Here is a 20052-nt window from a genome sequence, read left to right as displayed (position 1 = left end):
CCCGGGCTGGGGCAAAATGTCCGGGTCGAACAAGGCATCGGCCCGGTTCGGACGGAGCCGGGGCAGGCTTTAGGGAGTGGGGCCATGAGCAAGCAGCCTTCGACGCGGATCGTCATCGCGGATGACCACCCGCTGTTTCGCGGCGCGCTGCGTCAGGCAGTGTCGAGCGCCATCGGCGGAGCCGAGGTCAGCGAAGTGGGCTCGCTCGAAGCCCTGACCGAGGCGCTGGCCAGCGGCGGCGACGCCGATCTCGTCCTGCTCGATCTGACCATGCCGGGCGTGCAGGGCTTTTCCGGCCTGCTCTTTCTGCGCGCCGACCATCCCGAGATTCCGGTCATCGTCGTCTCCGCCAATGACGACCCGGCGGTGATTCGCCGCTGCATTGAGTTCGGTGCGCTCGGCTTCCTGCCCAAGACGGCGGATGTCGCGCAGATGGGCGAGGCGATCCGCGCCGTGCTCGACGGCGGCGTCTGGACACCGCCCGGCGTCGATCTCTCCGCGCCTGTGGATGCCGAGGTCGCCGACATGGTCCGCCGCCTCTCGACGCTGACCCCGCAGCAGGTGCGCGTGCTCATGATGCTGTCGGAGGGACTTCTCAACAAGCAGATCGCCTATGAGCTTGGCGTCTCCGAGGCGACGGTGAAGGCGCATGTCTCGGCGATCCTGACCAAGCTCGACGTCGACAGCCGCACGCAGGCGGTGATCGCCGCCTCGAAGATCGCCGGCACCGCCTGGGCGACGGCAGGGGCCGCGGCGACCGCCTGACGCGCCCGTTCAGTCCCCGTTCAAGCGCAACGGGTTTCAGGTTAAGACAGCGCGGAAGCGCCCCGCATAGGCTTGGGGCGCAACAGGATGGCGATTGCTTCCATGGAACGGTTTCTCGGCGGCTCGCCCCTCAGCGTCCTCGTCCGCCTGATCTTCATCTCGCTGCTGGTCGGCGCGGCCATGACTTACCTCGACCTGTCGCCTCCAGATCTCTACGAATCGGCCGTGCGCTTTGTCCGTTCGATCACCGGCCTAGGTTTCGATACGGTGCGCAAAGTAGGCCAATGGGTCATCACCGGCGCGCTGATCGTCGTGCCGCTCTGGCTGCTGATGCGGCTCTTCGCGGCGCGGAAGTAAGCTTTACAGCCTTTCGCCGCGCGCGATCGCAGCCGCATCCCGCCCGATCAGTGCGGTCAGGCGCGTCAGCCCGGCGCGCCGTGCCCGCGTGGCGAGGCCGGTCTTGATCTCCTTCGCCAGCCCCGGCCCCTTGAACACCATCGCCGAATAGAACTGCACCAGCGTCGCTCCGGCGCGGATCTTGGCGAAGGCGGCTTCGGCCGAATCGACGCCGCCGACGCCGACCAGCGGGAACTGCCCTTCGACGCGCAGGAAGGCCTCGGCGAGCATGCGGGTCGAGGCGGTGAAGAGCGGCTTGCCGGAAAGCCCGCCGGTCTCGGCCTTGCTGGCGCTGCGCAGGCTGTCCGGGCGCGCGATGGTGGTGTTCGAGACGATCAGCCCGTCGATATTCCGCTTGCGGGCAACCGCGATCATGCCGTCGAGCTCGGGCAATGTCAGGTCCGGCGCGATCTTGATGAGGATCGGCGTCGGCCTGCCGCCGACCGCGACCTCGTCCCGCGCCGCGAGCGTGCGCGCCACGAGATCGTCGAGCGCACTTTCCGCCTGCAGGTCGCGCAGGCCCGGCGTGTTCGGCGAGGAGACGTTGATCGTCAGGAAATCGGCGAGCGGGGCGAGCCGGCGTGCCAAAGTCGCGTAATCGGCGGCACGGTCGACCGATTCCTTATTGGCGCCGAGATTGACGCCGACGAGCCCATTGCGGCGCAGACGGGCCTCGAGCCGCTTCGCCACCGCCTCCATGCCCTCGCTGTTGAGGCCGTAACGGTTGATGACGGCCTCGTCCTCCAACAGGCGGAAGACGCGCGGGCGCGGGTTTCCGGGCTGCGGCAGCGGCGTCACGCCGCCGACCTCGACGAAGCCGAAGCCGAGACCCAGCGCACCGTCGACCGCTTCTGCATTCTTGTCGAAGCCGGCCGCGAGGCCGACCGGGTTGGAGAAGGACTGCCCGAACGCCTCGGTGGCGAGCACGGGGTCGTCCGCCCCCGGCTTGAGCGCGGGCGCCGTGGCCAGCGCCGTGACGGTCAGACGATGCGCCGTCTCCGCATCCATGCGGTGGATCAGCGGGCGCGCGAGGTTGAACAGGCCGCCGATCATGCGAGCGTCTCCGGTAGAATGTGGCTGCCGTCGGTCTTCAGCGGCATGGGGGCGATCCAGCGGATGACCTTCGGATCGAGCGGGGCATAGAGATGCGGGAACAGGGCGCCGCCGCGCGAGGGCTCGTAGCGCAGGGTCGGGCCGAGGCGCTCGTCATCGATGGCGATGAGCAGGAGCCCGTCCTGCCCGGCGAAATGCTTCGCCGCAGTCTCGGCGACCTGGGCGCCCGTGGAGAAATGGATATAGCCGTCGGCGAGATCGACCGGGGCGCCGTCGAAGCGGCCTTTGGCCTCGGCTTCCGACCAGAGCGCGGCAGGGCATATCTTGTAGATCAGGGGCACCGGAGGTCTCGCGCGCGAATGTCGGCAACGGCTTAAACGCTGGCAGGAGGATTCCGCAAGCCGTTGTCCGATTGTGGCGAGATTCGGATTGAAATCTTATACGATAGGGGATATTTCCTATCTTCAATCCCCGCCGGACGGCAAGAGCGAAGCGAGGCCCTCAGCGATGCTGTCACATGACCAGATCTGGGGGGCGATCGACACGCTGGCCCAGCGCTACGGCTTCACCGCCTCGGGTCTGGCGCGCAAGGCCGGGCTCGACGCCACCACCTTCAACCGCTCGAAGCGCGTCGCCCCCGACGGGCGCGAGCGCTGGCCTTCGACCGAATCGATCTCCAAGATCCTGGCCGCGACCGGCGCCTCCTTCGACGAGTTCATGAGCGTGGTGCTGCGCCGGGAGCCGGCGCCGGCGCGCACGATCCCCTTGATCGGCTTCGCTCAGGCCGGCTCGGGCGGCTTCTTCGACGATGGCGGCTTTCCCGTCGGCACCGGATGGGAGGAGGTCGCCTTTCCCGGCGTCGCCGACGAGAAGGCCTATGCGCTGGAAATCTCCGGCGATTCGATGCTGCCGCTCTATCGCGATGGCGACACCATCATCGTCTCGCCGACCGCGACGGTGAGGCGTGGCGACCGGGTCGTGGTCAAGACGGTGGAGGGCGAGGTGCTGGCCAAGCAGCTCAAGCGCCAGACGGCCAAGACGGTGGAGCTGGCCTCGCTCAATCCGGAGCATGCCGACCGCGTGCTGAACAATGCCGAGATCGCCTTCATGGCGCGGGTGATCTGGGCGAGCCAGTAGACACGCCGCCGGTCAGTGCCCGTTGGCGCGCCGCGCCGGCAGCATCACCGCGAAGACCGCGCCCGTATTTGAGGGTTCCAGCGCGATCGAGCCGCCATGGAGCCGGACCAGCTCGGCCGCGACAGCCAGCCCAAGCCCCGTGCCGCCGGGCGTCACCGAGCCGCGGAAGGCCTGGAACAGGTTGGCACGCGCCCGCTCCGGCACGCCGGGACCGTTGTCGATGACGCGCAAGGCGACCGAGCCGTTCTCCGGCCCGGCCGTGACCATCAGCACAGGCAGGTCGCCGGCCTCGGCCCCCGCGCGCGTCAGCGCCTGGATCGCGTTACGCATCAGGTTGGTCAGCACGCGCGCCATCTGGTCGGGGTCGCAGGGGGCCGACAATTCGGGCGGAACCCGGTTCTCGAAGCGCGGCTGCTTGCCCTCGCCGAGGCCGAGCATTTCCGCCTGCTCGGAGACGAGCTGCCGCAGCGGGACGTCGCGGATCGCGGGCGTCGCCTCGGCGGCGCGGCCATAGGCGAGGGTCGCCTGACAGAAATCGATGGCGCGCCCCAGCGTCGCGATCAGGCGCGGCGCGAAGCGGCGGATCTTGGCGTCGCGGGTCTCGATGAGCTGGTCGGACATGAGCTGCGCCGCCGCCAGCATGTTGCGCAGGTCGTGGTTGATCTTGGAGACGGCGAGGCCGAGCTCGGCGAGGTGCTTCTTGGTGCGCAATTCGTCGGCGAGCGTCGCTTCCATGCGAGCGAGTGCGCGCTCCGCCTCGCCGATTTCGTCGGCACGCAAAGAGGGTTCGATGATCCGCCGGGGGTTCTCGGGGTCCGCCTCGAACTCCATGACGTTCGCCGCCAGATGCCGGATCGGCCCGATGATCAGGGCATTGAGCGCGATATAGACGGCGAGCGCGGTCAGGCCGGTGATCAGCAGCGAGATCAGCAGCAGGCTCCACGAGAATTTCAGCATTGCCCGGCGCAGCGGCGCCTCGTCGATGACGATCTCGACGAAATCGGCGCCGCCCACCGCCTCGCCGACCACGCGGATCGGCATGGTCGCGGGCGAGACCAGTACGGCGAGCGCCTCCTCGATCGCGCTGAGCCAGCTGAGATTGCGCAGGTCGACCGAACGCGAGACCTCCGGCGGCGGCATCGAATCGAGGCTGAGCAGGCGCCGCGCCCCGCCGACGCGCGCCGCGATCGCGCGGGCGCCGACACCCATCAGCAGGCGGTTTTCGCTGCCCTCGGGCAGGCCGTCTTCGGGGGCGCCCTCCAGCACCAGTGCTGCGACCTGGGCGGCGGCGATCCGGTCATGCAGCCAGTTGCGCCGGAAATTCGCGATGGAGGGCAGGTAGATCAGCACCTCCGCCAGCATGACGAAGAGCACGGTGACGAGCAGCAGCTTGGCCGAGAGGCCGAGGCGCGTGAGGCCGCGCGGCTGGCTGACCGACAAGGCTGACTTGGGTGCATGCATCGCCGGTGATCTTAGCCGAAACGACGCAGAAAGCCGATGAGGCGGCGTAAAGCCGGCCGCGTGGTCAAAGCCGCATGGAAGGAGAGGGCGGCGCGGCGTGATGCATCCGAGCGGGCATCGGCCGGCAGGGGGATGCCGGCGAGATCGCCGATGCCGAGCCCGGTCCGCATCGCGATGCACCAGGGTGCGATCAATTCGCCCGCAGCCTCGCCGACGATGGTGACGCCGAGGATGCGGCCCTTGCGATCGACGATCGCCTTGACGAAGCCCTCGGTCTCGCCAGCCGCCTGGGCTGCTGCATTCTCGGAAAACGGCCAGCGCAGCACCCGGACCGTCCCGGCCGTCCTGCGGACCTGAGCCTCCGACAGTCCGAGCGAGGCGACCTGCGGTCGGCTCCAGACGACGCGCGGCTCGCTGGCCGGATCGATCTTCACCGGCTGGCGGAACAGGATGCTGCGCAGCACGAGCCCGACATGGTCGTCGCCCGCACGATCGAATGGGGCGGTCGCCGCCCCGCCCGCGCAGGCGCCCAGCGCATGCACACGTCGATTGCTCGTCCGCAGGCTGCGATCGACGGTGATGCCGGAAGCATCGTGGCGGATGCCGCCGAGATCGAGGTCGAGTGCATCGATCGCAGGGCGGCGCGGGCCGCAGAGGATGAGATGCGAACCCTCGACCGTGGTTTCGTCGGAAGGCGAGGCCAGGATCAGGCGAAGCCCGGAGCGCGTGCGTTCCGCCCGCAGCGGCTCGCCGTCCTCGTAAAGTGCCAGCTCCTCGCGCAGCAGGCGGCGGCGCAGGATCGTCGCCGCTTCGGCGTCATGGCCCGCCAGCAAGCCTTCGGGCGCGACGAGGGTCGCGGCGCAGCCGAGCCGGCGCAGGGCCTGGGCCAGGGCAGCCCCCGCGCCGCCCAGCACGATCGGCCGCTCCGGCAACCGGGTCAGGCCGGCAAGATCGGCCTCGCGGAGAACCGGCACCGCATCGAGCCCCGCTATCGCGGGCGGGACGGCGCGAGCGCCTGTGGCGATGACGAAGCGGCGCGCCTTGATCGGCTGCTGGTTGACGGTGACCGTGCTGCGGCTGGTGAAACGGGCTTCGCCCCGGATGACGATGATGCCGAGCGTGGCCAATCGCTCGGCTGTGTGATTGGCCCGGTCAGCCGTCAGGGCCCGCTGGATATGGTCGTGAATCTGGGCCGGTTTCGGCTGCGGCTCGGCTGCCGCAAGACCACGCCGCCCGGCCTCGCGCAGCTCTTGCGCACGCGCTCCGCTCTCGATCAGCGCGCGAATGGCGAGTGCGCCTATGTCGCCGCCGATGGCGTCCCGCTCGATCAGGACGACGGGGGCGCCGAAAGCCGCCGCGGCGATCGCCAGCGCGATGCCGTTACCGCCCGCGCCGATGACGCAGATATCGGGTGTCAACGCGGCTGGTTTCGCCGCCTTGGCCGTGCCGTCGCTCACCGGATGTCCCGTTTCGCTGTCGTCCCTGAACGCTGATGCGTCGCCGGGCCGGCGGAATCAAGGCCGTTGCACCGCCGTTCCCGAATTAAAGCGAAAGGTCGGCCGGCTCAGGCGACGCTGCGATTGCCGCTGCCGTTGCGGTCCTTGATGCTGGCCAGCGCCTCCGGGCGGCCGAACAGGAAGCCCTGGGCGCGGTGGGCGCCGAGCAACTGGACGGCGATGCGCTGCTGCTCGGTCTCGATGCCCTCGACCACGACACTCATCTGGAGCCGGCGTGCCAATTGGCAGACCGCTTCGATGACGGCCTTGGAGGCCTCGTTGGTATGGACCTCGCGAGCGAAGCTCTGGTCGATCTTCACCTGCGCGAACGGGTAGGTCGAGAGATAGGCGAGCGAGGAATAGCCGGTTCCGAAATCGTCCAGCGCGAAGGTCACGCCCAGCGCCCGCAACTCGTCGAGCACCGAAAGCGCCAGCTTGTCGTCCTCGATCAGCAGCGATTCCGTGACTTCCAGCATCAGACGCCGCGATTCGAGCTGCGAGGCGAGGAGGGCCTCCTTGACCGTCTCGACGATCCGGCGCGGCTCGCGGAACTGCAGCGGCGAGACGTTGACGGAGACGCCGATGCCCGGCTCCCAGCTCGCGGCATCGCGGCAGGCCTGGCGGATCGCCCAGTCGCCCATGCCGGCGATCAGGCCGGATTGTTCGGCGATCGGGATGAACACGCTCGGCGGCACCATGCCGCGCGTGGGGTGGCGCCAGCGCATCAGCGCTTCGCGCGACACGACCTTCTGGGTCTTCAGGTCGATGATCGGCTGATAATAGAGCTCGAGCGACCCGTCGATGCAGGCCTTGCGCAGATCGACCTCGATCTCATGCCGCTCCATCATCTCCTCGGCCATGGCCGGGTTGAAGAACATCAGCATGTTCCGGCCGGCGGACTTGGCCTTGTAGAGGGCGGTATCGGCATGGCGCAGCAGGTCGGCCGGGTTGCCGCCATCGAGCGGCGCCATCGCGATACCGATACTGGCGGTCACGTAGACGGTCTTGCCGTCGACATCGAAGGCCCGCGCCATCACGTCGATCATGCGCTGGGCGATGGCGGTGACGACGAGATGGTCCGAGGAGGGCAGGATCAGCAGGAACTCGTCGCCGCCGAAGCGGGCGAGCATGTCGTTGCTGCGGATCGCGCCGCGCAGGCGGCTCGCGGTCTCCATCAGGACATGGTCGCCGATATCGTGGCCCAGGCTGTCATTGACCTGCTTGAAGCCGTCGAGATCGAGATAGAGCAGCGCGAAACCGTCGCCCGTGCGCTCCAGCTTGGCGAAGGTCTCGTTGATCTGCGTGGTGTACTCGAAGCGGTTGGCGAGCCCGGTCAATTCGTCGAAGCGCGCCATCTGCTCGATGCGCGCCTCCGTCGCCTTGCGCTCGGTGGCATCCTCCGTGAGCATCAGGATGCCACCCTCGGCCGCGGGCGCGAGCGTGACGACCAGCACGAGCCCGCCCCGCGTCACCACTTCGCGGCTGGTGGCCTGCTGCGTCGTCTGCACTTCGGTCAATGCCGTGCGGATGTCGCGCAATTGCTCCTGGCTTATCACCTGCCGCTCGACCAGGAAGCGCGCGATCGCGGTCAGGGGCGTGCCGGGCAGGGCGAGCGTCTCCGGCAGGCCGTAAAGCGTGCTGTGAGGCGCGTTGCTGACCGCGAGCTTGAGGCTGCGATCGAACATCGCCAGCCCGTCGATCATGGTGTTGAGCGCGGCATCGAGCGTCAGGTTCTGCGAATGCAGGGCCGAGGCCAGCGCCTTGGACTGCTTGTTGGCGTCGCTCAACGCCAGCAGGTTCCGGTGCAGCGAATTGGTGATCGCGATATTGGCCGCCACGTAGAGGAAGGCGAAATAGCCGATATAGCGGTAATAGGGGTTATGGGCGCCGATCAGTCCGATGGCCATCGGTATGCAGAAGGTCAGGAGCTGCACCGCGACGAATTTCGGCCGGCCGGCATTGCGCGCGACATAGCCCGAGGCCAGCGCGATGGTCGAAGCCACCGACGTGATATGTGCGGCCGGATCGTCCGTCTGAACCAGCGCGACATAGCAGCTGTAGCCGAGCACGGCGCTGAACATCGTGGCGCCGATGAAATAGTCGCGATCCCAGCGCCGGGTCTGCGCATAGCTGTCATTGGCGTGGTTGCGTCGCCGGTAAGCGATCACCGTCACGATGCGCAGGATGACGATGAGCGTCACCAGGATGGTGAGGCTCATGAAGATATCCATGCCGGTGGATATCCAGCACAGGAACGGCGTCAGGATGCCGGCGATGCCGCCGGGGATGATCGAGGCCGGCGACGAAAACAGCGAACTGACCAGCAGCGTATAGCCGGTCAGGTCGATGTTCTCGCCCTGCTCGCGCCCGCCCGCAATCATCAGTCGCTTGAGAGCGCCTGCCATCTACTCCTGCCTTTGCCGCCCCGCGCGGTGCGATGTGCGGATTCCGCACGTCGCGCATCATGCGAGGTTTGTACGAGAGCAGAGGTAAATGCTTCGTGTGGTTTTCCGGGGGCTGTTGTCCCCGGAGGCTTGCGGCGAGCTCTTCGGCTCGGATTTTCTGCGGCGCTCAGACCGGGGCGAGGTGGCGCTGGTAGACGCGCGCCAGCATCCGGTCCTGGGTTTGGGCGATGCGCTGCAGCTTCGAGATCGCGCTCGGGCTGAGGCGCAGCATGCAGTCCGTCCAGATCTGGCCGAGATGGCCGAGTTCCTCGCGCAGGTCGCCGGAGCGGCGGTTGAAGGCTGAGAACAGGGCGGTCTTGGCGGCGTGGATCGGCAGCGAGTCGGCGCAGTATTTGCGGATCCAGTCCTCGCCGGTGCCGGTCGGGACGACCGCCTCGAGGCCACCGGCCGCCATGAAGTCCTGCGCGCTCATCTCTTCGCCGGAGAGCAGCATCTGCTCGGCTGCGCGCTGGCCCATGCGCCGCGACAGGATCGCCACCGCCGTGATCGGGAAATGGTTGAACTTGATCTCCGGGTAGACGAACGAGGCCTGTTCCTCGGCGATCATGACATTGCATGAGCGTGGCGCGTCGATGCCGCCGCCGATCGCCTTGGCGTGGATCGTCGAGAGCGTCACCACGAGGCCGTTGAGGCCGCCGGAATTCCAGATCGCGCCTTCCGCCGAGAGCCGGGCATATTCCGCCAGCGAGGCGCGGTCGTTCTTGGCCAGGCAGTCCAGGTAGAAATCGAGATCGCCGCCGAGCGTGAAGAACGGCCCCGCGCCGCGGAAGGCGAGGAAGCGCACCGGAGCGCGGTGATACTGATCCGGAGCCCCCCAGAGCGCGACGATCGCGCTCTGAATCTTCACCAGGCTGTCGAGCAACTGCAGCGTGAAGACCGGCTTCAGCTCCGGCCGGATCGTGACCCAGAGCGTCTTGATCTCCGGCTCATAGGCGATCTCCACCTCCGGCAGGAAGCCCGCCTTGTAGCGGATCGCATCGATGACTTCGCAGCTCTCCAACAGGGTCGGTGCGAGGCTTCCTGTTCCCAACTTCAAGGACTGCAACATGACGCTACCCCACAAACTCCTTGATGACGGGCAACGTAAACGTTCTTAACGAAGTGTAAACGAAATCTCCCGGAAATGGTTAATAGCATTAAGGATTTTTACTTGACCAAGCGTCAGGCGGGGCCTTCGGAGCCGCCGCCGGATGAAGTTCAGCAAGAGCTGCGCCGTCGCGGCCCGAACGAAAATTTCGCGTCAGGCTGATGGGGTGAAGCAAACGGATCGTCCCGCCGCTCAACGGAGAAGGATTGTTCCCGGCGAAGGGAGGGGAGGCCGGAGCTGGCCTCATCCGGGACGGTGCTGGCCCAGGATGAGGCAGATGGCCGTCTGGCCGCTCAGGCGCTTGTCCGACGGCGGCGCAGGGTCTAACGATACCGCCGCGAATTCGCCGCGTTCCCGCGTTCAAACACCCAAATCAAACACCCAAAGTCGAGCTGACGCCGTGACCCGCCAGACAGCCGAGGACGAGAAGCAGGCGCGCCTTGCCGCCGCGCTCCGCGAGAACCTGAAGCGCCGCAAGGCCCAGGCTCGCGCTCGCCGTTCGGACGAAGCGCAAGCGCGTGAGCCGGCGCCGCCCTCTCAGGCCGATACCTCCCGGACCTGAATTTCCTTATTCTCCCATGTGCCGCCGGCCTTGTGCCCGGCCGGCCGAGCAGGACCCGACGATGGACAAGATCCGCATCACCGGCGGCCAGCGCCTCAATGGCGCCATTCCGATTTCAGGCGCGAAGAACGCCGCCTTGCCGCTGATGATCGCGAGCCTGCTGACGGACGAGACGCTGACGCTGACCAATGTGCCGCGCCTCTCGGACGTGACGGCGCTCTCGCGCATCCTGTCCAACCAGGGCGTGGACCGCACCGTCGCCGGCAAGCGCATCGGCCAGTCCGCCGAGACCGGCCAGACCATCGCGCTCACCGCCCGCCAGATCGTCGATACCTGCGCGCCCTATGAGCTGGTCTCGACCATGCGCGCGAGCTTCTGGGTGATCGCGCCGATCCTGGCCCGCATGGGCGAGGCCAAGGTCTCGCTGCCGGGTGGCTGCGCCATCGGCACGCGCCCGGTCGACCTGCTGCTGATGGCGCTGGAGAAGCTCGGCGCCGAGATCGCCATCGAGAACGGCTACGCGCTGGCGCGTGCGCCGAAGGGGCTGAAGGGCGGCGAGATCGTCTTCCCGAAGGTCACAGTCGGCGGCACCCATACGGCGCTGATGGCCGCCGTGCTCGCCCAGGGCACGACCGTAATCGAGAATGCCGCCTGCGAGCCTGAGGTCACCGATCTCGCCGCCTGCCTCGTCAAGATGGGCGCCAAGATCGAGGGCGCCGGCACCTCGCGCATCGTGGTCACCGGCGTCGCGCGCCTCGGCGGCGCGCATCACGCCGTGCTGCCGGATCGCATCGAGGCCGGCACCTATGCGATGGCCGTGGCGATGACCGGCGGCGACGTCGTGCTGGAAGGCGCCCGGCCCGAGCTGCTGCAGTCGGCGCTCGACGTGCTTACCAAGGCCGGCGTTGAGATCGACTCGACCAACGAGGGCATCCGCGTGCGCCGCAATGGCCATGGCCTGACGGCGGTCGATATCGATACCGATCCCTTCCCGGGTTTCCCCACCGACCTGCAGGCGCAGTTCATGGCGCTGATGACGCGGGCCAAGGGCACCTCGCGCATCCGCGAGACCATCTTCGAGAACCGCTTCATGCATGTGCAGGAGCTCGCCCGGCTCGGCGCGAAGATCCGGCTGGACGGCGATGTCGCCCATGTCGAGGGCGTCGAGAAGCTCACCGGCGCGCCGGTGATGGCGACCGATCTGCGCGCCTCGGTCTCGCTGGTCATCGGCGGTCTGGCGGCCGAAGGCGACACCACGATCAACCGCGTCTACCATCTCGACCGCGGTTTCGAGGCGCTGGAAGCCAAGCTCAGCCGCTGCGGCGCGCTGGTGGAGCGCATCAGCGGTTGATTTTCTCGGGGCGGCTCGTCAGAACAAAATCATGTCAGACGATGCCGCCGACCCGCTCAAGCTCATCGCACTCGATGCCGATGATCTCGCGATTGTCTCAGCCCATCTCCAGGATGCGGTGCTGAAGGCGGCCGATATCGTCTATCTTCCGCGCGAGAAGCGCTTTGCGCTCGCGCTGCGCCGCTTCGACTGGGAAGGGGCACAGCGCGGCCAGCGCCGCCGCCGCCTGACCGCGCTGCATTTCGACCGCGTCCAGTCCGTGCGCAGTGCCAAGCTCGACAAGAACGATCCCGACAAGGTCCTGAACCTCCTCGCCGTCACCTTCGACCTGGGCGAGGAGCCGGCCGGCGACGTGACCCTGCATTTCTCGGAAGGGGCGGCGATCCGCCTTTCAGTCGAATGCATCGAGGCCCAGATGAAGGATCTCGGCCCGGTCTGGGAAGCCGTGGCGACGCCCGGCCATCCCGACGGCGCCTGAACCTCCAGCCTTTCCGACATCACCGAAGGACCCAAGCGATGCCGATCAGGCTCGACGACAGGGATGCCCGCTTCGCTGAGGGCTTCGCGGCTTTGCTCTCCGCCAAGCGCGAGGTCTCGGAGGAGGTCGATCGCGTCGCCGCCGACATCATTGCCGATGTCCGCGAGAAGGGCGATGCGGCGCTGATCAACTATACCTCCCGCTTCGACGCGCTCGACCTGACGCCGCAGACCCTGCGCGTCTCCGAGGCCGAGATCGACGCGGCCGTCGCCGCCTGCTCGCCCGAACTTCTGGCCGCGCTTGAGACGGCGCGGGAGCGCATCGAGACCTATCATCGCCGCCAGAAGCCGGCCGATTCCTGGCTCGAGGACGCGGCTGGCGTCGGCACCGGCTGGCGCTGGAGCGCAATCGAGGCGGTCGGGCTCTATGTGCCCGGCGGCACGGCGAGCTATCCCTCCTCGGTGCTGATGAACGCCATTCCGGCCAAGGTCGCCGGCGTGCCGCGCATCGTCATGGTCGCGCCGACACCGCGTGGCGAGACCAATCCGCTCGTGCTTGCCGCAGCCCGTCTCGCCGGCGTCGACGAGGTCTACCGCATCGGCGGCGCGCAGGCCGTCGCGGCGCTCGCCTATGGCACGGCCACGATCGCGCCTGTTGCCAAGATCGTCGGCCCCGGCAATGCCTATGTCGCGGCAGCCAAGCGCCGCGTCTTCGGTCAGGTCGGCATCGACATGATCGCCGGACCCTCCGAGGTGCTGGTCATCGCCGACCGCAACGCCAATCCCGACTGGATCGCCGCAGACCTGCTGGCGCAGGCCGAGCATGACGTCTCCGCGCAGTCGATCCTGATGACCGACGATGCCGCGCTCGCCGCCGAGGTCGAGAAGGCGGTCATGGCGCAGCTCGCGACGCTGCCGCGGGCGGAGATTGCCGGCAGGAGCTGGCAGGAATTCGGCGCGATCCTGCACGTCGCCGATCTCGAGGCCGCCGTGCCGCTGGTCGACCGGCTCGCGCCCGAGCATCTGGAGATCATGACGGCCGATCCGGATCGCCTCGCCGGACTGATCCGCAATGCCGGCGCGATCTTCCTCGGCGGTCATACGCCGGAAGCGATCGGCGACTATGTCGGCGGCCCCAACCACGTCCTGCCGACGGCCCGCTCGGCCCGCTTCTCCTCGGGCCTCGGCGTCGGCGATTTCATGAAGCGGACCTCGCTTCTGAAATGCGGCCCCGAGGGGCTGCGCGCGCTGGCTTCCGCCGCGACGCAATTGGCGGAAGCGGAGGGCTTGCAGGCGCACGGCCGATCCGTGACGATCAGGCTGAATCGCTAGAGCATTGCGCGAGAAAGCGGGAACCGGTTTTTCGCAAGCGCAATGCTCTGAAGCTTAGTGATTTCGGCTCCGTCCGACAGGCGGCGCCATGGCCGGAGGAGCGATGTCCGACGTCTCGACTGCCACCACCCAGCGTCTGGTCGGCCTGACCCTCGACGAGAACTCCCTCGGTCGCGGCACGCCCGATCAGGAGCATGAGCGCGCCGTCGCGATCTACGACCTGATCGAGCGCAACAGCTTCGTCGTTCCCGGCCATGACGGCGGGCCTTATCTGGCGCATCTGGCCATGGTCGAACGGCGTCTCGTCTTCGAGATCAAGGAGGCTCATGGCGCGCCGGTGGTAACGCATCACCTCTCGCTCAGCCCGTTCCGGCGCATCATCAAGGACTACGAACTGGTCTGCGACAGCTATTACGCGGCGATCCGGACCGCGACGCCGACGCAGATCGAGGCGATCGACATGGGCCGGCGCGGCCTGCATGACGAGGCAGCCGGCATCCTGGCCGAGCGGCTCGCCAACAAGGTCGAGGTCGATTTCGACACGGCCCGCCGCCTCTTCACGCTGATCTACGCCCTGCACTGGAAGGGCTGACGCGCTTGGAGGCCCCGCGCAAGGTCCAGAGCGTGCTGTTCATGTGCGCGATGAACGCCGTGCGCTCGCCCATGGCGGAGGCTCTGGCCAAGCACTTCTTCGGCAAGTCGATCTATGTCCAGTCGGCCGGCGCCCGCAAAGGCGAGGTCGATGGTTTCGTGGCGACGGTGCTCGACGAGATCGGGATCGATCTCAGCCGCCACAAGCCGAAATCGATCGAGGAGCTGGAGGAGTGGGAGGGGCTCAATTTCGACCTGATCATCACGCTCTCGCCCGAGGCCCATCACAAGGCGCTGGACCTGACGCGGACCCATGCCGCCGAGGTGGAGTACTGGCCGACCGTCGACCCCACCGTGTTCCAGGGTTCACGCGAGCAGAAGCTCGATGCCTATCGCGACGTCCGGGACGGCCTGATCAAGCGGATCAAGCAGCGGCTCCAGAGCTGAAGGTCACTGCACCAGCACCGCCCCGCCGCAGCGCACGCCGGTGACCCAGCTGTCGGCCTGGCCGAGCCCGATGCCGAGCGTACCGAGTACGCCGTTGAGGATCTGGTCGAGCGGCGTCGCGGCATTGGCGATCACGCCGCTGACCAGCCCGTCGAGCCCGGGCAGCCCGAGGCCGAGCCCGAGCGCCTCCACACGCAATTCCAGGTCGCCGACGAGGCGCCCGAGCAGGGTTGCGACGAAGTTCTGGGTCGAAGTCGTCTTCTTGTCGCCGCGCAGGATCTCGGGATAGCTGAAGCTGACCGCCGCCTCCGAGAGGTTGGTCATCGTCACATGGGCGCGGCCCGAGACCTTGGCGAGCCCGGCGACGTTGAGAAGCGTCGCGGCCGGCGGGTTCGGTGCCGTGCTGAAATTGTTGAACTCTGCCATCGAGACCTGCCCGATCCAGGCATCGACCAGGGCCGGCGTCACGCCCAGCGTGACCCGCGAGGTCGAGACGGCGCCCGGGTTGCACTGGATGCCGGTCAGCCGGGCGGTGGCCGAGGCGAGCTCGAGATAGAGCGGCAGCCGGACCAGAGAGGCTGCGCCCGAGCCGACGAGATCGACGGTCAGCAGGAGGCGCGTCTGCGCCGTATGGACGCTCGCGCCGGCGCGGCCGACCCGCATCAGGCTGGTGCCGACCGGTCGCTCGCCGATGCCGAGCTTGAGCGAGGCCGCGGCGATGCCGGGCAGGTTGAGGTTGAGCCCGACATCGATCTGGCGCCTGCCATTGGCGATCTGCGCGACGGCCGAGACGATGTCGAGCGCCGAGAGCGAGGCCGCCAGCGGCTTCGGCCCGGAGAGCGGCTTGTCGCCGGCCGGGCCGAAGGAGATCAGGGAGGACAGCTTGACCGGCAGGCCGCTCGCCGATGCCGCGGCGAGCCGGCCCAGCGCGGCCGTCGCGGTGCCGCTGCGGGTGTCGTGGTCGCGGGAAGCGTCGACCACGGCGGCCAGCACGTCGCCGAGCTCGGCATCGGCCTTCAGGACGTCGTCATAGGTCGCTGCCGTGAGATTGAGGCGGGTCGCGAGGCGCTTCGAGAAGTCGAACAGGTCGACCCGCGCCTTGACCAGCGCGTCATAGTCCATGACCGTCAGCGACACGCCGCCGCCGAGCAATCCGCCCAGAAGGCCGTTGAGCAGGCCGCCATCGAGCTTGAGCAGGCGCGAACCGACGGCGAACGAGGCCTGGGCATCCTGGAAGGCGACCGCGCTGGAGCCGATCGGCACGTCGCCGCTGCTGAAGCTCGCGACGGTCGTGTTCCCCGCCTGGGGCGGAACGGTGCCCGGCGCCGGCGTGGTGGTGGTGGACGATGACAGGACCCGGCCGAGCAGCAGCGGCGTGGTCGTCCGCATGTCGATCCTGACGGCATTCGCAGCCGTGACCGAACTTGGGACGAAGCGCGCGTTCGGCGCCTTGTTCGGATCGGGCGTGTAGATGCCGGGTTGCAGCAGCTGGATCGTGCTTCCCGGGAAGCCGTTCTGCGTCGTGCTGGCCTGTGCCGCGGCCTGCGCCCGCGGCAGATCGCTCGCCGCCGCGAGGGCTGCGAGGTCATTGGCGGTCTGCAGCTTGCGCTTCTCGTAGAAGAAGTTGCCGACATCGACGGCCATTGCACCGAAGCCGATCACCACCGTTGCGGAGATCGCGAACAGGATGGCCGCGCCGCCCTTCTGGTTCCGGGCGAAGTTCTTGAGCCTGAGCATGGGTGCCCCCCGCGCCTTGAGTTCTCGAAAATACGTTCAGTATCCGCCGCGCTGGACGATGGCCCGGCGTTCAATCATGGGTTGAGGAAGGGAAACCATTCGGCTGAAGCTGTCGTAGAGCGAGCCGCTCATGTCGTAGGCGACAGCGACCTCGAAGCTCTGCATCTGTGGCCCGGTCTGGCCGGTGCGGACCCTCAGCTTCGCCGGGTCGATGAAGGCGTAGGAGCCGGCATGGGCCGTGATGAAGTCACGGGCGATCTGCGAGCGCTCGGTGTCGCTCAGGCCCGATACGGACGAGCGTGCCGCCTCCGCCGCGATCTGCTGGATGCTGTGGTAGATGCCGAAGACATAGCCGTACCCCATGATGCCGAAGAGCAGCAGCAGCAGGATCGGCGCGACGAAGGCGAACTCGATGGCAGACGTTGCGCGCTGGTTTCGGCGGAAGCGGGACAGGGCAGGCAGCATGGCCGTTCCTCGCAGAATGAATACAACTATTAGTTGTAATTTTCTCCCGTTGATGAAAGGTAAATGCGTGGCCGCGCAAGCAGTTGGCCTTCAGGGCGGGTGAACGGCTTAAGTAAAATTTTACACGGCTGCGATTGCTTCGCGGATACGTCGCCGCTGTCCCGAGTGAATCCCCGCCAATGCCTTCGACATCCCCTGCGGAACCCAGTGCGGCTTGCGCGGAGCGGTTGTCGCCTGCCGGTGGCTTCCTCGTTGGGCTGATCTGCCTCCTGGTCACCCTCGGCGCCTTCGCGAGCCTGCCCCGGCCGGCCGACGGCACTGTGCCGGTCGCCATCGTCTTCCCGCCCTGGACCGACGGAACCGAGGCTATCGCGCGCAGTTTCGCCGCCGGCCATCGTGTCCTGCGCAGCGGTCGCCTTTCCGCGATCGTCGTCGTAGCGCCGACACCGAGCGGGCAGGTCGCCGCATTGCCGCAAGGCGCATGGTTCTCGCTTGTCCTCGCCGGTCTCGCCGGATGCCTCGATAATCCCGGCCGCACGGAAGCCACGTCATGATCTGGACCCTGTCAGCGGTGCGCCATCGGGTCACGCAGGCCCTGCTCGCGCTCGGCTTGCTGCATGTGCCGCTCCTGGCTCTGGGCTTCTGGGTCAATGGCGGCTCGGGCACGATCCCGGTCGCCATGGCGGCGCTGATCGTTCTCGTGGCTATAGCGAGCTATCGCCTGGCTGGGCCGGCCATCGTCACGCAGCTGATCGTTGCCACCATGCTGATCGGGCAGGTTTCGATCCTGGTGTTCAGCTTCGCCGGCCATCCCTGGCAGCCGGACATCCATATGTACTATTTCGCGGTGCTGGCGCTGCTCGCCGGCTTCTGCGACTGGCGGCCTATCCTGATGGGAGCCGCGCTGACCGCCGCGCACCATCTCGTGCTGCAATATGTCCTGCCGGCTGCGGTGTTCTATCAGGGCGGCAGCCTGCTGCGCGTGCTGCTCCATGCGGTGATCGTCATCATCGAGACGGCATTCCTCGCGATCTTCGCCGTGGTGCTGCAACGCATGTTCGCCGTGAACGAGCAGAATCTGGCGCGGGCGCGGGAAGTGGCCGAGCGCGAGCGCATCGCCGGCGACAAGGAGCGCAACCTCGCCGAGGAACTCGGGCGGCGCGCCGAGATGCTGCGCGATGTCGTCGCCGGCTTCCGCTCGCAGATGGAGCAGGCGATGGCGGTGCTCGACAACTCGGCCGCCGCGATGAAGACGGAGGCGGGCGCGCTGACCGACACGTCCGACCATGTCCGGCGCCAGACCGCGATGGTCTCCGATTCCGCGGCCGGCACCATGGACAGCATCGATCATCTCTCGGCTGCGAGCACGGAGCTGGTCGCCTCCATCGGCGAGATCGGCCGCAATGCCAGCCAGTCGGCCGATGGTTCAAAGGTGGCCGCGGAGCTTGCGCGCCGTGCCAGCGCCGAGATCGAGCATCTCGCGCAGAGCAGCGAGAATGTCGGCGCCGTCGTCGAGATCATTCGTGGCATCGCCGCCCAGACCAGCATGCTGGCGCTGAACGCCACGATCGAGGCGGCGCGTGCCGGCGAGATGGGTCGCGGCTTCGCGGTTGTCGCCAGCGAGGTCAAGACGCTCTCGGCCCAGACCGCCAAGGCGACCGACGAGGTCTCGCATCAGATCGGCACGATGCAGCAGGCCTCGCAGCGCTCGCTCAAGGCGATCCGCGACATCGTCGACGCGATCGGCGATGTCGAGAGCGTCGCCAATGCGATCGCGCTCTCCGTCGACGAGCAGAGCCGCGCCACGGCCGAGATCGCCCATCAGGTTCGCCTGTCCTTCGAAGGCGCGCAGCGTAGCGCCGATGTCGCCGGCGGCTTCGAGGTCATGACCCGCCAGACCCATGGCGCCGCCCAGCAGTTGCAGAGCGCTGCCAGCGCGCTCGCCCAGCAGGCGCAGGACATCCGTCAGGACGTCGCGAGCTTCTGCGGGCGCGTGGCTACCGCCTGATCCTTACCAGGAGCGGCCGGGGCCGACCGGCCCGATCCCGAGGAAACCGCCGAGGCTTGCCGCGATATCGGCGAAGCTGCCGCGCCGCCCGAGTGGCTCGGCACCGATGCCCGGCCCGAAGGCGATGATCGGCACATGCTCGCGGGTATGGTCGGTGCCGGGCCAGATCGGATCGTTGCCGTGGTCGGCGGTGATGACGGCGATGTCGCCCGGCCTCAATGCGGCTTCGATATGGGGCAGGCGGCGGTCGAAGGCTTCGAGCGCGGCGGCATAGCCGGGGATGTCGCGCCGGTGGCCGAATTCGGTGTCGAAATCGACGAGATTGACGAAGCAGAAGCCGCCATCCGGCAGGCCGTCCCAGGCCTCCAGCGCCGCATCCAGCATCGCCGCGTTGCCGAAGGGTTTGATCTCGGTGCCGGTGGCGCGATGGGCGAAGATGTCGCCGATCTTGCCGACGGTCACGACTGTCCGCCCGTGCGTCGCCAGCCGGTCGAGGATCGTCTCGTCCGGCGGCGGGATCGCGAAATCCTTGCGATTGCCGGTGCGGGTGAAGCCTTCTTCCGGCGAGCCGACGAAGGGCCGCGCGATGACGCGGCCGATCCGCAGGGGATCGACGAGCCCGCGCGCCACCTTGCAGAGGGCATAGAGCCGATCGAGCCCGAAATGCTCTTCATGCGCCGCGATCTGCAGCACCGAGTCGACCGAGGTGTAGCAGATCGGCTTGCCCGTCCGGATATGCTCGGGTCCGAGTTCGTCGATGATCGCGGTGCCCGAGGCATGCTTGTTGCCGAGGATGCCGGGGAGCGCGCCTTCCTTGACGATGCCGGCGACGAGTTCCGGCGGGAACGAGTTCTCGAGATCGGTGAAATAGCCCCACTGGAACGGCACTGGGCAGCCGGCGATCTCCCAATGGCCTGATGGCGTGTCCTTGCCCTGGCTGACCTCGACGCCATAGCCCCAGCGGCCCTCGGGTCGCTCCGGCCTTGCGATGCCAGCCAACGGCCTGCCGGTCGAAGCCTCGCAGGCATGGGCGAGGCCGAGCCGCACGAGGTTCGGCAGCTTCAACGGCCCGCTGCGCAGGCCCTCGCGGTCGCCGCGCCCATCGGCGCAGGCCTCGGCGATATGGCCGAGCGTGTCGGAGCCGGCATCGCCATAGGCGGCCGCATCGGCCGCGCCGCCGCAGCCGACCGAATCCAGCACGATCAGGAGCGCGCGGGCCATG

Annotated in this window: 20 protein-coding genes; 11 read left to right on the top strand and 9 right to left on the bottom strand. The window is 67.8% G+C overall.

What is annotated here, in order from left to right; genetic code table 11:
- Window positions 1-84: 84 nt before the first annotated feature.
- Both WFK61_RS02535 and WFK61_RS02530 read left to right on the top strand, forming a co-directional pair.
- Complete coding sequence (locus WFK61_RS02535; RefSeq protein WP_257733878.1) at window positions 85-765, top strand: response regulator; 681 nt, start codon at window positions 85-87, stop codon at window positions 763-765.
- Between the two features lie 102 nt (window positions 766-867).
- Complete coding sequence (locus tag WFK61_RS02530; RefSeq protein ID WP_336809954.1) at window positions 868-1122, top strand: DUF6460 domain-containing protein; 255 nt, start codon at window positions 868-870, stop codon at window positions 1120-1122.
- 3 nt (window positions 1123-1125) lie between these two features.
- Here WFK61_RS02530 and WFK61_RS02525 read toward each other — a convergent pair whose 3' ends face one another.
- Window positions 1126-2214, bottom strand: a complete 1089-nt coding sequence (locus WFK61_RS02525; protein WP_336809953.1) for a quinone-dependent dihydroorotate dehydrogenase — start codon at window positions 2212-2214, stop codon at window positions 1126-1128.
- The gene (locus tag WFK61_RS02520) at window positions 2211-2555 is read right to left on the bottom strand and encodes a DUF952 domain-containing protein (RefSeq protein ID WP_336809952.1); all 345 of its coding nucleotides are present in this window, start codon (window positions 2553-2555) and stop codon (window positions 2211-2213) included. The genes WFK61_RS02525 and WFK61_RS02520 overlap by 4 nt, the downstream gene beginning before the upstream one ends.
- A 166-nt stretch (window positions 2556-2721) precedes the next feature.
- On the opposite strand from WFK61_RS02520, the gene WFK61_RS02515 reads away from it, so the two are divergent.
- The gene (locus WFK61_RS02515) at window positions 2722-3351 is read left to right on the top strand and encodes a S24 family peptidase (protein ID WP_336809951.1); all 630 of its coding nucleotides are present in this window, start codon (window positions 2722-2724) and stop codon (window positions 3349-3351) included.
- A gap of 12 nt (window positions 3352-3363) precedes the next feature.
- Here the strand turns inward: WFK61_RS02515 and WFK61_RS02510 are convergent, their stop codons facing one another.
- The 4 genes from WFK61_RS02510 to WFK61_RS02495 all read right to left on the bottom strand — a co-directional run bounded on the left by WFK61_RS02510 (window position 3364) and on the right by WFK61_RS02495 (window position 9821).
- The gene (locus WFK61_RS02510; RefSeq protein ID WP_336809950.1) at window positions 3364-4812 is read right to left on the bottom strand and encodes a sensor histidine kinase; all 1449 of its coding nucleotides are present in this window, start codon (window positions 4810-4812) and stop codon (window positions 3364-3366) included.
- A gap of 11 nt (window positions 4813-4823) precedes the next feature.
- Window positions 4824-6269, bottom strand: coding sequence for an FAD-dependent oxidoreductase (locus tag WFK61_RS02505; RefSeq protein ID WP_336809949.1), 1446 nt, complete (start codon window positions 6267-6269; stop codon window positions 4824-4826).
- Between the two features lie 107 nt (window positions 6270-6376).
- Window positions 6377-8713 carry a putative bifunctional diguanylate cyclase/phosphodiesterase gene (locus WFK61_RS02500; protein WP_336809948.1) on the bottom strand — a complete coding sequence of 779 codons (2337 nt, stop codon included), beginning with the start codon at window positions 8711-8713 and terminating at the stop codon, window positions 6377-6379.
- Between the two features lie 166 nt (window positions 8714-8879).
- On the bottom strand, window positions 8880-9821 hold the full coding sequence (locus WFK61_RS02495) for an enoyl-CoA hydratase-related protein (protein ID WP_336809947.1): 942 nt from the start codon (window positions 9819-9821) through the stop codon (window positions 8880-8882).
- 439 nt (window positions 9822-10260) lie between these two features.
- On the opposite strand from WFK61_RS02495, the gene WFK61_RS02490 reads away from it, so the two are divergent.
- The 6 genes from WFK61_RS02490 to WFK61_RS02465 all read left to right on the top strand — a co-directional run bounded on the left by WFK61_RS02490 (window position 10261) and on the right by WFK61_RS02465 (window position 14620).
- Entirely contained in the window at window positions 10261-10422 is a 162-nt protein-coding gene (locus WFK61_RS02490; protein WP_336809946.1) for a hypothetical protein, read from the top strand.
- A 61-nt stretch (window positions 10423-10483) separates the two neighbouring features.
- On the top strand, window positions 10484-11773 hold the full coding sequence (gene murA / locus WFK61_RS02485) for a UDP-N-acetylglucosamine 1-carboxyvinyltransferase (protein WP_336809945.1): 1290 nt from the start codon (window positions 10484-10486) through the stop codon (window positions 11771-11773).
- Window positions 11774-11804: 31 nt separating this feature from the next.
- Window positions 11805-12251 (top strand): DUF2948 family protein, encoded by a 447-nt coding sequence (locus WFK61_RS02480; protein ID WP_336809944.1) that lies wholly within the window; start codon window positions 11805-11807, stop codon window positions 12249-12251.
- Between the two features lie 38 nt (window positions 12252-12289).
- Window positions 12290-13582, top strand: coding sequence for a histidinol dehydrogenase (gene hisD, locus WFK61_RS02475; RefSeq protein WP_336809943.1), 1293 nt, complete (start codon window positions 12290-12292; stop codon window positions 13580-13582).
- Between the two features lie 103 nt (window positions 13583-13685).
- Window positions 13686-14174, top strand: coding sequence for a UPF0262 family protein (locus WFK61_RS02470; protein ID WP_336809942.1), 489 nt, complete (start codon window positions 13686-13688; stop codon window positions 14172-14174).
- Between the two features lie 41 nt (window positions 14175-14215).
- Complete coding sequence (locus WFK61_RS02465; protein WP_336810098.1) at window positions 14216-14620, top strand: arsenate-mycothiol transferase ArsC; 405 nt, start codon at window positions 14216-14218, stop codon at window positions 14618-14620.
- A 3-nt stretch (window positions 14621-14623) separates the two neighbouring features.
- Here WFK61_RS02465 and WFK61_RS02460 read toward each other — a convergent pair whose 3' ends face one another.
- Window positions 14624-16357 (bottom strand): pilus assembly protein TadG-related protein, encoded by a 1734-nt coding sequence (locus WFK61_RS02460; protein ID WP_336809941.1) that lies wholly within the window; start codon window positions 16355-16357, stop codon window positions 14624-14626.
- A gap of 36 nt (window positions 16358-16393) precedes the next feature.
- Complete coding sequence (locus WFK61_RS02455; protein ID WP_336809940.1) at window positions 16394-16822, bottom strand: TadE/TadG family type IV pilus assembly protein; 429 nt, start codon at window positions 16820-16822, stop codon at window positions 16394-16396.
- A 227-nt stretch (window positions 16823-17049) separates the two neighbouring features.
- Between WFK61_RS02455 and WFK61_RS02450 the strand changes: the two genes are divergently transcribed.
- Window positions 17050-17376 (top strand): hypothetical protein, encoded by a 327-nt coding sequence (locus WFK61_RS02450; protein WP_336809939.1) that lies wholly within the window; start codon window positions 17050-17052, stop codon window positions 17374-17376.
- The gene (locus tag WFK61_RS02445; RefSeq protein WP_336809938.1) at window positions 17373-18830 is read left to right on the top strand and encodes a methyl-accepting chemotaxis protein; all 1458 of its coding nucleotides are present in this window, start codon (window positions 17373-17375) and stop codon (window positions 18828-18830) included. Before WFK61_RS02450 ends, WFK61_RS02445 begins: the two co-directional genes overlap by 4 nt.
- 3 nt (window positions 18831-18833) lie before the next feature.
- Here the strand turns inward: WFK61_RS02445 and WFK61_RS02440 are convergent, their stop codons facing one another.
- A complete protein-coding gene (locus tag WFK61_RS02440) occupies window positions 18834-20051 on the bottom strand; it encodes a phosphopentomutase (RefSeq protein ID WP_336809937.1) in 1218 nt (405 codons plus the stop codon).
- Between the last annotated feature and the right edge of the window lies 1 nt (window position 20052).

Source organism: Allobosea sp. MMO-172 (assembly GCF_037147855.1).
Lineage (GTDB): Bacteria > Pseudomonadota > Alphaproteobacteria > Rhizobiales > Beijerinckiaceae > Allobosea.
The sequence above is the reverse complement of the archived record's forward strand: the minus strand, read 5'-3'. Positions and strand labels throughout refer to the sequence as shown.